The sequence below is a fragment of the Streptomyces sp. NPDC090994 genome, from assembly GCF_044768905.1.
Classification (GTDB): domain Bacteria; phylum Actinomycetota; class Actinomycetes; order Streptomycetales; family Streptomycetaceae; genus Streptomyces.
On sequence record NZ_JBIVWS010000002.1, the window covers coordinates 472941 to 486667 of the forward strand.

Below are 13727 nucleotides of genomic sequence, written 5' to 3' on the forward strand. Positions count from 1 at the left end.
CGTGGACCCCGTGGACCCCGTGGGGGCGCTGGAGCGGATCGCCTTCCTGCTGGAGCGGTCCCAGGCACCGACCTACCGGGTCCGCGCCTTCCGCACGGCGGCCCAGGTGCTGGCCGGCCTGCCCGAGGACGAGGTGCGGCAGCGGGCGGACGCCGGTTCGCTGGAGTCGCTCAAGGGCGTCGGCCCGAAGACGGCACAGGTGGTGCGGGAGGCACTGGCCGGTCAGGTCCCCGGCTACCTGGAGAAACTGGCCGGCGAGGTGGACGCCCCGCTCGCCGAGGGCGGTGAGGGGCTGCGGGCGCGGCTGCGCGGCGACTGCCATCTGCACTCCGACTGGTCGGACGGCGGCAGCCCGATCGAGGAGATGGGCCGGACCGCGGCGGCCCTGGGGCACGAGTGGGCGGCGCTCACCGACCACTCCCCCCGGCTGACGGTGGCGCGCGGCCTGTCCGCGGACCGGCTGCGCGAACAGCTGGACGTGGTGGCGCGGCTCAACGAGACCTGGGCGCCCTTCCGGCTGCTGACCGGTATCGAGTGCGACATCCTCGACGACGGCTCGCTCGACCAGGAGCCGGAGCTGCTGGAGCGGCTCGACGTCGTGGTCGTCTCCGTCCACTCCAAGCTGCGGATGGACGCCCGGTCGATGACCCGCCGCATGGTCGCCGCCGTACGCGATCCGCACGCCGACATCCTGGGGCACTGCACCGGGCGGCTGCTGAGCGGGCGGGGGCGGCCGGAGTCGGAGTTCGACGCGGACGCGGTGTTCGCGGCCTGCGCCGAGAGCGGCACCGCGGTGGAGATCAACAGCCGGCCGGAGCGGCTCGATCCGCCCCGGCGGCTGCTGCGCCGGGCGGTGGGGGCGGGGGTGCTGTTCTCGATCGACACGGACGCCCACGCCCCTGGTCAGCTGGACTGGCAGATCCACGGGTGCGCGCGGGCCGAGGAGTGCGGTGTGCCGCCGGAGCGCGTGGTGACCACCTGGTCCCTGGACGACCTGCTCGCCTGGACCCGCGAGGGCCGCACACCGCCCGGCGTGACGCGCGGCTGACGTGGTACCCGCCCGCCCGGCCCGGACACATCGACCGGGACACACCGACGAAGGCATCCGATCGGTGCACACCCATCGAGACAAGAGGAAAGGACCGGTGCATGGAGCGCGCGGCCGTGTTCGACGTGGACGGCACTCTCGCCGACACCAATCACCTGCATGTCGTCACCTGGTGGGAGGCGTTCCGGCAGGCGGGCCACCGGGTTCCCATGCACGCCGTCCACCGCGCCGTGGGGCTGCCCTCCACCGACCTGATCGCCCACCTGCTGGGCGAGGACCGGGACACCGGCCAGGACGCCGGACTGAGCGCCGCGCACAAGGCGCTGTACGGGCAGTACTTCGACCGGCTGCCCGCGCTGCCGGGCGCCGGGGAACTGCTGCGGCGGCTGGCCGGGGACGGCTGGCGGGTGGTGCTGGCCACCTCGGCGGGCGGCGCGGAACTGAGCGCGCTGCGCCGGGCGATCGACGCCGACGAGGCGATCACCGCGACCGCGAGTGCCGACGACGTCGACGCGGGCAAGCCCGCGCCCGAACCCGTGCGGCATGCCCTGGAACTGGCCGGTGTCCCCGCCGAACGGGCCGTCTTCGTCGGCGACACCGTCTGGGACATGGCCGCGGGCCGCCGGGCCGGGGTCCGCTGCGTCGGTGTGCTCAGCGGCGGCATCCCGCGCGCCGACCTGGTAGAGGCCGGCGCGGACGCGGTCTACGACGATCCCGCCGGCCTGCTGGCGGAGCTGGCCGACAGCCCCCTGAGGTGAGCGTGCCGATCATGCGGATACCCGGCGGATCATGATGGGGCTGAGCGAGGGGGCCGTATGGCTCGTGGACATGGTGCGGCGGGAGGTGTCCACCGCGGGCCGGGCGGCCGCGGCCGTGGTGCGCGGACCGGGACGTGAGCGTGACCTGGTCAAGCAGTCGCTGAAGGCGGCCGGGGCGGGACTGCTCGCCTGGCTCGTGGCGGGTGTGTGGATGGACGACCCGATGGCGCTGATGGCGCCGTGGGTGGCCGTGGTGCTGGTGCAGGCCACCGTCTACAGCTCGGTACGGCAGGCCGCGCAGCAGTTCGCGGCCATCTGCGTCGGCACGCTGCTGGCCTCCGGCGCCCAGGAGCTCACCGACAACACCACCGTCGCGCTCGCGGTGTCCCTGCCGCTGCTGATGCTGCTCGCCAACTGGCCGCGCTTCGGGGCGCAGGGCATCTACACCGCCACGACGGCCGTGTTCATCCTGGCCTCCGGGACCGTCTCGGAGTACGCCGTCGCCCACCGGCTGGGGCAGGCGGCGCTCGGCGCGGTCATCGGCGTCGCCGTCAACGCCCTGGTACTGCCCCCGGTGCATCTGCGGGACGTCCGGGAGAACCTCGCGCTGCTCGCCCGGGAGACGGGCGACGTCCTGCGCACCGTCGCCGAGGGCCTGCGGGAGGACTGGGACGAGCAGAGCGCCGCCGACTGGTCGAGCGAGGCAGCGCGGCTGCGGTACCGCGTCGAGGCGCTGCGCTCCGCCCGCGCCTGGAGCCGGGAGAGTCTGCGCCTGACCTACGGGCCGCTGCGGGCCCTGCACCGGGTGCCGCCGGCGTCGACCGTGCCGCCCGAGGAGGAGGACCGGCGGTGGGGACACATCGCCGACAACGTCACCGCGCTGACCCGGACGCTGGCGGTGACGGCCGACGAGCACCGGACGCCCGCTCCGCCCGAGGGGCCGGTACTTCGGCTGTACGCCCGTCTGCTGGAGCTGATCGGCGATGCCTGCCTGGTGGAGGCCGAGCGGCTGCGGGGAGGCGACGGGCGGACCGGCCCGGAACTGCCGACGCGGGAGGCGATGGAGGATCTGCACCAGCGGCTCCAGGAGGGGCTGCGGGAACACGCTCAGCGGGGGTCGGAGACGGCGGCGGTCCTGGGCACCCTGCTGCTCCAGGCCGAGAACCTCTGGGCCGGGACGCTGCCGGACGCCGGGACGATGCCGGACGCCGAGACGGCACGGGACGCCGGGACGATGCCGGACGGCAAGACGGCACGGAACGCCGGGGCGATGCCGGACGCCGAGACGGCACGGGACGCCGGGGCGATGGCGGAGGGCGAGCAGCGGTGACGCACATCACCCCAAAGCGGGCCAGAACGCGGAACACCCGAGGGGCCCGCGCCGTTGGAGAAGGCGTGGGTACGGATGGGACAGTGTCCCCGGGCCTCACCTATCGCCCACAGGGAAGATCGTTCGGCTGAAGCCCTGTGGAGCCCCTCGCCGAGAGGCGACCGCCATCCGTGCCCACACTGAGCCGCCCCGACCGTGATCCCCCCGTCCGGTCGGGGCTTTCCTCTGCCCCGCCGGCCCACCACGACCGGCCACGCCGCTTGACACCGCTCGACGCCGCTTGACTTCGAGAGCGCTCCAGTTCGTAGCGTCGCGGGCATGAGCACTCCACAGCACAAGATCGGCTCGGGCTTCGGGCGCCGCAGCACCGCCGACGACGTTCTCGCCGGCCTCGATCTGACCGGACGGCTCGCGGTCGTCACCGGCGGCTACTCGGGCATCGGCCTGGAGACGACGCGGGCTCTCGCCGGGGCCGGCGCGCGGGTCGTGGTTCCCGCCCGCCGCCCCGCCGCCGCCCGGGAGTCGCTGGCCGGACTGGCCGGGGCGGAGGTGGACGAGCTGGACCTGGGGGACCTGGACAGCGTGCGCGCGTTCGCCGAGCGGTTCCTCTCCTCCGGACGGACGGTCGACATGGTCATCGACAGCGCCGGAATCATGGCCTGCCCCGAGACCCGGGTCGGGCCCGGCTGGGAGGCGCAGTTCGCCACCAACCACCTCGGACACTTCGCTCTGGTCAACCGTCTGTGGCCGGCCCTCGAACCGGGCGGCGCCCGCGTCGTCTCGGTCTCCTCCCGGGGGCACTACGCCTCCGGGATCCGCTGGGACGACGTGCACTGGCGCGCCGGCTACGACAAGTGGCGGGCCTACGGGCAGGCGAAGACCGCCAACGTCCTGTTCGCCGTGCACCTCGACCGGCTCGCCCGGGACCGCGGGGTGCGCGCCTTCGCGCTGCACCCGGGCGGCATCCTCACCCCGCTCCAGCGTCATCTCTCCACGGCGGAGATGGTGGACCGCGGCTGGATCGACGAGAACGGCCGTCTCCTCGATCCGGACGCCTTCAAGACACCGCAGCAGGGCGCGGCGACCCAGGTGTGGGCCGCGACGTCACCGCGGCTGGACGGGCTCGGCGGCGTCTACCTGGAGGACTGCGACGTCGCCGAACCGGCCCCGGCCGACGGGGCGGGCTCCGGCGTCAAGGACTGGGCCGTGGACCCGGACCAGGCCGCCCGGCTGTGGCGGCTCTCGGCGGAGCTGACCGGCGTGGACGCGTTCGCCGCCTGAACCGGCACCGGGGTGCGGAAGCGGGTCCGGGCCCGGGCTCGCGTGCATGCCGTGTGTGCGGGTACTCGGTGGCCTCCGTCCGGACAAGCGGCCGAGAGGAGCGCGAGGTGAGCGGCGCAACGGGCAGCAGGATCGTGGTCACCGGGGCCACCGGCAACGTGGGTACCAGTGTGGTGCGGCTCCTCTCCGAGGATCCGGAGACCGGTTCGGTGCTGGGCCTGGCCCGGCGGATCCCCGACTGGTCACCGGCGAAGACCGAGTGGGCCGCGGTCGACCTCGCCGCCGAGCGGGCCGACTTGACCGGCTGGTTCTCGGGAGCGGACGCGGTCGTCCATCTGGCCTGGGCGTTCCAGCCGACGCACGACCCGGCCACGACATGGCGCACGAACGTGCTCGGCTCCATCCGGGTGTTCGAGGCGGTGGCCGCGGCCGGGGTGCCGGCCCTGGTGCACGCCTCGTCGGTCGGCGCGTACTCGCCGGGCCCGAAGGACCGGGCGGTGGACGAGTCCTGGCCCACACACGGCTGGCCCGACGCGGCGTACTGCCGGGAGAAGGCCTACCTGGAGCGCACCCTGGACGTCTTCGAACGCGACCACCCCGGGATCCGGGTCGTCCGGATGCGTCCCGCCTTCCTGTTCAAACGGCAGTCGGCGAGCGAGCAGCGCCGGATCTTCGGCGGCAGGTACCTGCCCGGTCCGCTGGCCCGCCCGGATCTGCTGCCCTTCCTGCCGGACATCCCGGGCCTGCGGATGCAGGTTCTGCACACCGATGACGCCGCCGACGCCTACCGGCTCGCGGTCCGCTCCGCCGACGCCCGGGGCCCCTTCAACCTGGCGGCCGACCCGCCGGTCGACGCGGAACTGCTCGGCGAACTGGTCGGTACGCCGCGGCGGGTCCGGCTGCCCCGGTCCGCCGCACGTTCGGCGATCGCCGCCGCCTGGGGGCTGCGTCTGCTGCCGGCCTCGCCGCACCTGTTCGACGCGGTACTGCGGCTTCCGCTGCTGGACTGCGGCCGGGCCCGTGCGGAACTGGGCTGGCGCCCGGAGCACACGGCCACCGAGGTGCTGGCGGAGTTCCTCCAGGGGTTCGGGGAGGGCGCCGGCGGTCCGACGGAACCGCTGCGGGGACGCAAGGCCGGCTGACCTCGCCCACCGGACGGCCCGACCCACCGGACGGCCCGACCCGACGGCCGGGTCGACGGACGGGCCGTCCGGTGGGCGCCCTCCTCCCCCGCTGCGCCCAGCTCAGCCGGAGGACTCGTCCGGTACGGGGTGCTCGGGGTGGACCGCTCCCGAGTGCGGCGCTCCCTGCCGCCCCGTCCCCGCCTCGTCGGTGTCCGGCACATCGGCGTCCGGCACGCCGGTGGCCCCGGTGGCCCCGTCCTCGGCATCGTCACCGCTCTCGGTGTCGTCCGCGTCGGCGCCGCTCTCACGTGCCGCGAGACCGGGGGCGACGTCCCAGGGGTCCTCCCCCGCGTCGGCCTGCTGGTCCGGCATGTCACGGGGCACCGGAGCACCGTTCTCCCCGGGTCCTTCGGCACGGTGGTCGGTCACGGCGCTCTCCCTCCGGTCCGTCCGCGTTCCGGACGTTCCATGTCGTGCTGCTGGCTGTGGTCGGTCGCGCTCGTACGAGCGATGCCGGGGTACCTCCGCGCCGCCCGGCGAAACCTTGAAGCGACGCCCTCGGCTCCGAACCGAGCCCGCCCGGAATATTCGGTGGCCTCGTCCAGGCGCGGCTGCCTACGGTGGGCCGGTTCCTAGACCCCCTAGGTTTGAGACCCCTGGGGTGCAGACCCTTGGGATGCAGACCCCTAGGTTTTCGGAGACCTCCATGAGACCACTCGACGAGCGGGACATCCGCACGTCCTTCGTCAACTGCTCGAAGGGCGAGGCCAAGCGGCTGCCCCTGCCCCGCGATCTGGGCGACCGCCCCTGGGACGACCTGGACTTCCTGGGGTGGCGGGACCCGGGCGCACCCGACCGGAGTTATCTGGTCGCCGAGCGCGAGGACCGCCCCGTCGGCGTGGCGCTGCGCTTCCAGCCGGGCCGGCGTGGCGTCCTGCAGCGCAGCCTGTGTTCGCTGTGCCTGACGACCCATCCGCGCGGCGGGGTCTCGCTGATGACCGCCCGCAAGGCGGGGCCGGCCGGGCGCGAGGGCAACTCGGTCGGGCTGTACATGTGCACCGACCTCGCCTGCTCCCTGTACTTGCGGGGCAAGAAGGTGCCGGAGAACGGGGCCCGGTTCGAGGAGAGTCTCAGCCTGGAGGAGCAGGTCGCCCGGACGCTGGGCAACCTGGACGCGTTTCTCGGCAAACTGACGGCCTAACGGTCGCGCAGCCGGGCCGCCTCGACTTCGTGGAGGTGGATCAGCACGTCGTGGGCACGGGCGAGCGCGATGTCGTAGGGGCCGTCCGGATAGTCGGTGCCTATGCTGCGGGTCGGCCGGGCCTCGCGGAGCCAGGCCGCCGCCGGGGGGCCGACGGTCCGCAGGTCGACCAGGTAGTCGCGGTGCCGCACCCGGTCCAGGATGTGCTCGTTGCCGCCGGGGCCCGCCGGTCCGAGCGTCCAGCGGTGAATGGCACCGTCTTGTCCGGTGGCGTTGAACGAGCCCCGGTCGAAGGTGAGACCGACGCTGACGTAGTCGGCGCCGAGACGGTCGCGCAGGAAGGCACCCTGCATCCTCGGGTAGTGCCTCGGGTCCATCGTCTCGTAGGAGACATGGGCGTTGTGCGCGGACAGCAGCACCTTGGTGCCGGTGCGGCGCTGCCACCACAGGACGTTGTCGGCCATCGCCTCGTCCCGGTAGCGCATCGCCGCGGCGGTCTGCGCCGGGTCGTCGAAGTCGAAGGCGTACTGCCGGGCGGTCCGGTCGATGGCGGTGGCCTGCTGGACGGCCCGGTCGTACCCCGCGCGGTCGCCGTCGGGGCCCTGCCGCTCCAGCAGCCGCAGGGCCTCCCCGGTGCGGTCGGCCGCCTCGCGGCGCTCGACGTAGGGCTTGCCGAGGTATTCCTCGATGTAGGTCCCCGTCGGCACGGCGGGCCTCAGCCCTCGGTACAGCTCGGCGACACGCGCGCTCAGGGCGGGATGATGTCCGGCGACGTACTCCATGACCTCGTCGTAGACCTCCGGGCCGGTCCAGGCGATGTCGTCGCCCAGGAAGCGCACGGGATCGTCGGGATGCCGCACGTTGTACCTCCGCATCCACTCGACGAGTTTCAGGTAGTCGGTGTTGTTCCACCACAGGTAGTCGCGCTGGAACTCGTCCCGCATGATGCGCCGGGGGTCGCCCCTGCCGTGCACCACGTAGTCGTCGAGCCGCAGGCCGGTGCTCCAGCTCGCCTCCAGGGCGAAGGTACGGAAGCCCCGCTCCGTCACCAGGTGGCGGAAGACACGGTCCTTGAGGGCGAAGAAGTCGTGGGTGCTGTGCGTGGCCTCGCCCAGTCCGACGACCCGGGCGTCACCGGTCATCTCGCCCAGGGGGCGCAGGTCACGTGTGTCACCGCCCGGTTCCACGGTGCGTAACGGGTGGGCGGCCCGGTCGAGTGCCGCCACGGCCGCCGGTCCCGGCTCTGTCACCGGCCGGGCGGAGGACGGTGAGGACGGCGGGGACGGTGGGACCGCCGCCACGGCCGGGGCTCCGAGAGTGAGCGTGCCGAGGACGACGGGCAGCGTCAGGGCCATTGCCATGTGTCGCGCCATGCCTTGCTTTCTCATGATCCAAGGCTGCCGCGCCGCGGACGGCCGGCGCCATGAGGCCGGCCCCCGTCTTCGACTGCGGAAAACCGCGGGCGGTCACTGAGGTTTTCCACAGGTTCCGCCACATTCGCGGCACCTTCCGGCACCGTTCCGACACCGTTCGGGCGCCTGGGCCCGCGCCACACGTCCGGCCCCGCGTGGCGCGTGGGAGCGGGGTGACTCCTGCGCCTCCGGCTACGGTCCGTTTTGTCCATAGACGTTCGTTGCACCTGGGGAAGGGGAACAGACCCGAGGATGCTTGATGTACGTGAGAGGTCGGTGTCCCTGGCGCGGTCGCTGAAGACGGCGCACCGCGACCCCGTGGTGGTGCAGGCGTTCCGCTCGGCGGCCGCCGCGTCGATCGCCTATGTGATCGCGGTGCGGCTGAGTCCCGAACCCGCGCCGCTCACCGCTCCCCTCACCGCGCTGCTGGTCGTGCAGGTCACCCTGTACGCCACGCTGAAGATGAGCATCCGCCGTGTGAACGCCGTGGTGGCGGGCGTCCTGGTGGCCATCATCTTCAGCTCGGTGGTGGGACTGAGCTGGTGGAGCCTGGCCCTGATCATCGTGGCCGCCCTGGGTGTCGGCCATCTGGTGCGGGCGCACGAGTTCACGGCCGAGGTGGCGATCAGCGCCATGCTGGTGCTCGGGGTGACCGCGCACGGGGCGCTGGCGTGGGCCCGGGTGGTGGAGACACTGATCGGGGCGATCGTCGGACTGGCCTTCAACCTGGTCCTCGCTCCCCCGGTGTGGGTGGAACAGGCCGGCGCGTCGATCGAGAATCTGGCGCGGCGGCTGAGGCAGCTGATGCTGCGGGTGGGCGAGGAGGCCGCCGACAACACCCCGTTCCTGCAGGCGGCGGCGCGGCTGCACGAGGCCCGCGCACTGGACCACGACATCGCCGAGGTGGACGAGGACCTGCGGCAGGCGGAGGACAGTCTGCGGTTCAACCCGCGGGTGCGCGAGGGGCTGCTGCACCGGGTGGTGCTGCGCACGGGCCTGGACACGCTGGAGATCTGCACGGTCGTCCTGCGGGTGCTGGCGCGCACGCTGACCGACCTGGCCAAGGAACGCGAGCCCGAGCCGCTGTTCCCGGCGGAGACAGGCGCCACCGTGGAACAGCTGCTGTCCGAGATCGGGGACGCGGTGGTCAGTTTCGCGGTGCTGGTCACCACCAGCGCCAGCGAGAACGCCGAGTCCGCGGAGGAGCGGCTGACCGCCGAACTGCGGCAGGCCGCGGTGACCCGGGACAAGCTCGCCCAACTGCTCCTGGAGGAGGTGCGGCGCGACTCCCGGCTCTGGCAGCTCCAGGGCGCGGTGCTGACCGAGGTCAACCGCATCATCGACGAGATGGACACCGAGCACCGGTCGCGCCGGCTGCTGGAGGAACTGGACCGCCACACGCGGGAGCAACGCGAACGCCGGCCCCGGCTGGCCCGGCTGCGGGACTGGTTGCGCGGCAGGCGCCCGCTGCGGCGCAAGCGGGGGGCCTCCGGCGGATGACCGGCCCGAGGGGGCGCGGGGCAGGGCGGCGCGAGGAAGTACGGCCTGCTGTCGCGTGCCCCCGCCACCGCCGGCGAGCCGCCCGCCTCAGCCGTCGCCCTCCGCGCGCCGGCGCTGGAGCACGCGCGGGCAGGACGCGCCGCTCGCCTGGGTGAGCAGTACGTGCATGCGCTCGGTGAGCTGCGCGACGTCGTCGGCGGGCCGGTGGAACGGCAGGCGTACGTCACCGTGGGCACCGGCGCGTTCGATGCGCAGCGTCAGCCCGTGCCGGTCGACGGCGAGCGGCCGGACCCGGACGACGCCGTGCAGGCTGTCGGGGTCGACGAGCCGGGTGAGCCGCTCCACCGCGTCACCGTGGCAGTCGGCGAGGTGGGTCAGCAGCCGGGCCTCGGCCGTGGCCAGCGGGTCGGGTTTCGCGGCGCCGAACTCGTCCCGGTCGACCACCACGGAACCGGACTGCTGACGCAGCACCACGCGCGTGGGGTGGAAGGCCAGGTGGCCCTCCTCGACGGCCATCCAGCCCGCCATCCACAGCCGGGCCCGGATCCTGCCGCGCACCGGGACGGGCGCGACGTCGGCGAACTCCAGGACGGCCGAGGGCTCCCCTCTGGGCGCGCAGATCGCCGCCCCGAGCAGGGCGCTGTCCTCGGGCACGTGCAGCAGCACCCGGCCGTCGTCCGCCACGGAGTGCGCGCCGACGAACTCCTCGCGCCCTCCCTCCGCGGTCACCGCGCAGGACCACGCGGCGGCGAGCACGGACCGGGCACGCTCCGCCGCCGCGGGCGCGGCAGTCCAGGTCTGGCTGTCTGCCATCCCAACCTCCTTAGGTAAGCCTTACCTAACCTACCGAAGATCGGGGTGTGCGCCAACCAGGACGCGTGATCTTTACGAGACCTTCAGGGTGCGGGGCGTGCCGCGTCAGGGCGCGAGCGCGCCGAACAGCGCGCGGGAGCACAGGTCGCGCACGTCTTCCCGGGCCGGCTCCCCCTCGCGCAGCCACTCCAGACAGATGGCGGTGGTGAAGGCCAGCCAGCCCATGACCGCCAGCCGGACATCGGGCCGCCCCGCGAACTCCGCGCCGAAGCCGGGGTCGGCGGCCAGCGCGGCCAGGATCTGCCGCTGCTGGGCGGCCAGCGCCTGCCCGTAGACGCGGCGCACGGCGGGATCCCCCGCGGCGTCGGCGCGGTGAAAGGCCCGGTAGCCGTGCGCGTGCTCCTCGACGTACCGCAGATACGCGTCGAGGCCGGCGGCGAGTTGTTCGCGCACCGGGACGCCGGGCACCGCCGCCGTCATCCGCAGCATCCGCTCGCTCTCGCGCTCGACGACCGCCGCGAAGAAGTCCCGTTTGGTCGGGAAGTAGTGGTAGAGCAGGCCCCGGGAGACGCCCGCGATCTCGGCGACCCGCTCGATCCACACCTCGTCGTAGGGGCTCTCCGAGAACAGTCGCGCCCCCACCGACAGCAGTTGCTCCCGGCGTTCCCCGGTGCTGAGCCGGCGGCGGACACGCTCACCCTGGTTGGCGGCCATGCCCGCACCTTACTTGACGCGGATTCAACAACGGGCCGAGACTGAGGCGGCGCACTATTGAACCCACGTACAACATCCCGCGCACCACACCCCGCACACCACACCCCCACCTACAGACGGAGACAGCGTCATGGCGGAGACGAGGGACGGACTGCCGAAAGGGTTCCGCAGCGCCGAACTGGGCTGGCCGGAGCTGGGGCGAATACCCCGTCCGCCGCACCGGCTCCCGCTGCTCGGGGACGTGCTCGGCGCGAGCCGGCGTACTCCCCTCCAGGGCACGATGCGCCAGGCGGAGCGGCTGGGGCCGATCTTCCGGCGGCGGGCCTTCGGCAAGGAGTTCGTGTTCGTGTGGGGCGCGGCCCTCGCGGCCGAGCTGGCGGACGACGCGCGGTTCGCCAAGCACGTCGGCCTGGGCGTGGCCAATCTGCGCCCGGTCGCCGGGGACGGGCTGTTCACGGCGTACAACCACGAGCCCAACTGGCAGCTCGCGCACGACGTCCTCGCCCCGGGTTTCAGCCGTGAGGCGATGGCCGGCTACCACCCGCTGATGCTGGACGTGGCGGACCGGCTCCTCGCCCACTGGGACCGCGCGGGAGCGGCGGGCCGGGCGGTCGACGTGCCCGGGGACATGACCAAGCTGACGCTGGAGACGATCGCGCGCACCGGGTTCGGGCACGACTTCGGGTCCTTCGAACGGTCCCGGCCGCATCCCTTCGTGACCGCGATGGTCGGCGCGCTCACCTTCGCGCAGCGCCGCAACACCGTGCCCGGCCCGCTCGCCCCGTGGCTGCTGCGCCGCGCGAGCCGCCGCAACGCGGCCGACATCGCCTTTCTGAACCGCACCGTCGACGACCTGGTCCGCGCCCGCCGCACCGGACAGGGGCACGGGGATCTGCTCGACCGGATGCTGGAGACGGCCCATCCCGACACCGGGGAGCGGCTGTCGGCGCGGAACGTGCGCCGCCAGGTCATCACCTTCCTGGTGGCCGGACACGAGACGACCTCGGGCGCGCTCTCCTTCGCCCTGCACTACCTCTCCCGGCATCCCGAGGTGGCCGACCGGGCCCGCGCCGAGGTGGACCGGGTGTGGGGCGGCACGGCGGCCCCGGGCTACGAACAGGTGGCGAAGCTGCGCTACGTCCGCCGGGTCCTCGACGAGTCGCTGCGGCTGTGGCCGACCGCGCCCGCCTTCGCCCGGGAGGCCCGCGCGGACACGGTGCTCGGCGGTGTCCATCCGATGCGGCACGGCGCGTGGGCCCTGGTCCTCACGCCGATGCTGCACCGCGACCCCGAGGTGTGGGGGCCGGACGCCGAGCGGTTCGACCCGGACCGGTTCGAGGCGGCGGCCGTACGGTCCCGTGCCCCGCACACCTTCAAGCCGTTCGGGACGGGCGCGCGGGCCTGCATCGGGCGGCAGTTCGCGCTGCACGAGGCCACCCTGGTCCTCGGGCTGCTGCTGCGCCGCTACGACCTGCGGCCGGACCCGGAGTACCGGCTGCGGGTGACCGAGCGGCTGACTCTGATGCCGGAGGGACTGCGGCTGCGCCCCGAACGGCGGCGGGCCGTCACGTCCGTCACGTCCGTCACGTCCGTCGTTTCCGGCACGCCCTTCGCTTCCGGCCTGTCCGAGGCGCCGGCGGTGCCCGCACCGGGCCAGGAGCCGGAACCGGAGCCGGAACCGGAGCCGGAGCCGGAGCCGTCAGAGTTCCGCTGTCCAGTGCACCGGGCGGGTGACTGACCCCGGCAGCCGGGTGCCGGAACTCCCCCGGGCCGCGTTCACCTGGGGCTGGGTCAGGAAGAACGCCCCCGTCAGGTCCGCGTCCGTCAGGTCGGTGTCCCTGAGGTCCGCTCCGATGAGGTCCGCGCCGCGCAGGTCGGCGCCGGTCAGGTCGGCCGCGATGAGACAGGCCCCGCGCAGGTCGGCGCCCCGCAGATCGGCCCCGCGCAGCCGGGCGCCCAGCAGGTCGGCACGCCGGCGGCTCTTCCCGCGGCCACCGGACCGGGCCCGCGCCAGCTCACTGACGCGCAGCAGGAGTACGTCGACCTGCCGACGGTGGGCCGTCACGTCGAGCGCGGCCAGCTCCTCCGGGGTGCCGCCCGCCAGCCGCTCGGTCCGCTCCCGCGTCCGGCGCAGGTCGCCGCGGACCGGGCGGGCGGCCGGCAGGGTCAGCGCCTCGGTGAGGTACCAGAGCAGTTCGTGCAACTGCCGCACCAGCGGGAACACCTCGTGCATGGCGCCGGTCCGCCGGTCCGCCCCGCCGAAGGTGACCCGCGAGACCCGCTGCCCCGCGCCGAAGCAGTCGTAGACCGTGCAGCCGGTGAAGCCGCACTGCCGCAGCCGGTCGTGGATGCCGCAGCGGTGGTCGTCGCCGAGGTTCGGACAGGGCCGGCCGGCCTCCTTGTCGAAGGCGAAGTCCGCCGAGGCGGCGAACGGCAGGGCGACACAGCACAAGCCGAAGCACCGGGCGCAGTCGCCTCGCAGGTCCCCGAGGGACGGCCGCTCGGCCGTGTCGTTCCGCATGGCCGCCAGCATACGGAACGTCCGT

At 73.7% G+C, this 13727-nt stretch carries 13 protein-coding genes; 8 read left to right on the top strand and 5 right to left on the bottom strand.

Features of this window, described 5'->3' with window-relative positions:
• Window positions 1–10: 10 nt before the first annotated feature.
• The 5 genes from ACIQR3_RS06730 to ACIQR3_RS06750 all read left to right on the top strand — a co-directional run bounded on the left by ACIQR3_RS06730 (window position 11) and on the right by ACIQR3_RS06750 (window position 5559).
• A complete protein-coding gene (locus tag ACIQR3_RS06730; RefSeq protein ID WP_403535468.1) occupies window positions 11–1048 on the top strand; it encodes a PHP domain-containing protein in 1038 nt (345 codons plus the stop codon).
• A 101-nt stretch (window positions 1049–1149) separates the two neighbouring features.
• Window positions 1150–1806, top strand: a complete 657-nt coding sequence (locus tag ACIQR3_RS06735; protein ID WP_403535090.1) for an HAD family hydrolase — start codon at window positions 1150–1152, stop codon at window positions 1804–1806.
• A 31-nt stretch (window positions 1807–1837) separates the two neighbouring features.
• The gene (locus ACIQR3_RS06740; protein WP_403535093.1) at window positions 1838–3136 is read left to right on the top strand and encodes an aromatic acid exporter family protein; all 1299 of its coding nucleotides are present in this window, start codon (window positions 1838–1840) and stop codon (window positions 3134–3136) included.
• 318 nt (window positions 3137–3454) lie between these two features.
• Window positions 3455–4417, top strand: a complete 963-nt coding sequence (locus ACIQR3_RS06745; protein ID WP_403535096.1) for an SDR family NAD(P)-dependent oxidoreductase — start codon at window positions 3455–3457, stop codon at window positions 4415–4417.
• A 107-nt stretch (window positions 4418–4524) separates the two neighbouring features.
• Window positions 4525–5559 (top strand): SDR family oxidoreductase, encoded by a 1035-nt coding sequence (locus tag ACIQR3_RS06750; protein ID WP_403535098.1) that lies wholly within the window; start codon window positions 4525–4527, stop codon window positions 5557–5559.
• A gap of 102 nt (window positions 5560–5661) precedes the next feature.
• Here the strand turns inward: ACIQR3_RS06750 and ACIQR3_RS06755 are convergent, their stop codons facing one another.
• Complete coding sequence (locus ACIQR3_RS06755; protein WP_403535101.1) at window positions 5662–5970, bottom strand: hypothetical protein; 309 nt, start codon at window positions 5968–5970, stop codon at window positions 5662–5664.
• A 277-nt stretch (window positions 5971–6247) separates the two neighbouring features.
• Here ACIQR3_RS06755 and ACIQR3_RS06760 point away from each other — a divergent pair, with 277 nt between their 5' ends.
• The gene (locus ACIQR3_RS06760) at window positions 6248–6742 is read left to right on the top strand and encodes an FBP domain-containing protein (protein WP_403535104.1); all 495 of its coding nucleotides are present in this window, start codon (window positions 6248–6250) and stop codon (window positions 6740–6742) included.
• Here the strand turns inward: ACIQR3_RS06760 and ACIQR3_RS06765 are convergent.
• Window positions 6739–8115, bottom strand: a complete 1377-nt coding sequence (locus ACIQR3_RS06765) for an erythromycin esterase family protein (protein WP_403535470.1) — start codon at window positions 8113–8115, stop codon at window positions 6739–6741. The two genes, ACIQR3_RS06760 and ACIQR3_RS06765, sit on opposite strands and share 4 nt — an antisense overlap.
• 291 nt (window positions 8116–8406) lie before the next feature.
• Here ACIQR3_RS06765 and ACIQR3_RS06770 point away from each other — a divergent pair, with 291 nt between their 5' ends.
• Window positions 8407–9654, top strand: a complete 1248-nt coding sequence (locus ACIQR3_RS06770; RefSeq protein ID WP_403535106.1) for an aromatic acid exporter family protein — start codon at window positions 8407–8409, stop codon at window positions 9652–9654.
• 87 nt (window positions 9655–9741) lie between these two features.
• Here the strand turns inward: ACIQR3_RS06770 and ACIQR3_RS06775 are convergent, their stop codons facing one another.
• Entirely contained in the window at window positions 9742–10467 is a 726-nt protein-coding gene (locus ACIQR3_RS06775) for a DUF2470 domain-containing protein (protein ID WP_403535109.1), read from the bottom strand.
• 105 nt (window positions 10468–10572) lie between these two features.
• Window positions 10573–11181 (bottom strand): TetR/AcrR family transcriptional regulator, encoded by a 609-nt coding sequence (locus ACIQR3_RS06780; RefSeq protein WP_403535111.1) that lies wholly within the window; start codon window positions 11179–11181, stop codon window positions 10573–10575.
• A 130-nt stretch (window positions 11182–11311) separates the two neighbouring features.
• Between ACIQR3_RS06780 and ACIQR3_RS06785 the strand changes: the two genes are divergently transcribed.
• Complete coding sequence (locus ACIQR3_RS06785) at window positions 11312–12919, top strand: cytochrome P450 (protein WP_403535114.1); 1608 nt, start codon at window positions 11312–11314, stop codon at window positions 12917–12919.
• Here ACIQR3_RS06785 and ACIQR3_RS06790 read toward each other — a convergent pair.
• The gene (locus tag ACIQR3_RS06790) at window positions 12881–13702 is read right to left on the bottom strand and encodes a pentapeptide repeat-containing protein (protein WP_403535117.1); all 822 of its coding nucleotides are present in this window, start codon (window positions 13700–13702) and stop codon (window positions 12881–12883) included. The genes ACIQR3_RS06785 and ACIQR3_RS06790 overlap by 39 nt on opposite strands.
• Window positions 13703–13727 lie beyond the last annotated feature (25 nt).

Bases quoted from the DNA above. Each gene is read 5' to 3' on its own strand.
- ACIQR3_RS06735 (WP_403535090.1), top strand. From the start codon at position 1,150: ATGGAGCGCGCGGCCGTGTTCGACGTGGACGGCACTCTCGCCGACACC.
- ACIQR3_RS06740 (WP_403535093.1), top strand. From the start codon at position 1,838: ATGATGGGGCTGAGCGAGGGGGCCGTATGGCTCGTGGACATGGTGCGG.
- ACIQR3_RS06745 (WP_403535096.1), top strand. From the start codon at position 3,455: ATGAGCACTCCACAGCACAAGATCGGCTCGGGCTTCGGGCGCCGCAGC.
- ACIQR3_RS06760 (WP_403535104.1), top strand. From the start codon at position 6,248: ATGAGACCACTCGACGAGCGGGACATCCGCACGTCCTTCGTCAACTGC.
- ACIQR3_RS06765 (WP_403535470.1), bottom strand. From the start codon at position 8,115: ATGGCGCGACACATGGCAATGGCCCTGACGCTGCCCGTCGTCCTCGGC.
- ACIQR3_RS06770 (WP_403535106.1), top strand. From the start codon at position 8,407: ATGCTTGATGTACGTGAGAGGTCGGTGTCCCTGGCGCGGTCGCTGAAG.
- ACIQR3_RS06775 (WP_403535109.1), bottom strand. From the start codon at position 10,467: ATGGCAGACAGCCAGACCTGGACTGCCGCGCCCGCGGCGGCGGAGCGT.
- ACIQR3_RS06780 (WP_403535111.1), bottom strand. From the start codon at position 11,181: ATGGCCGCCAACCAGGGTGAGCGTGTCCGCCGCCGGCTCAGCACCGGG.
- ACIQR3_RS06785 (WP_403535114.1), top strand. From the start codon at position 11,312: ATGGCGGAGACGAGGGACGGACTGCCGAAAGGGTTCCGCAGCGCCGAA.
- ACIQR3_RS06790 (WP_403535117.1), bottom strand. From the start codon at position 13,702: ATGCGGAACGACACGGCCGAGCGGCCGTCCCTCGGGGACCTGCGAGGC.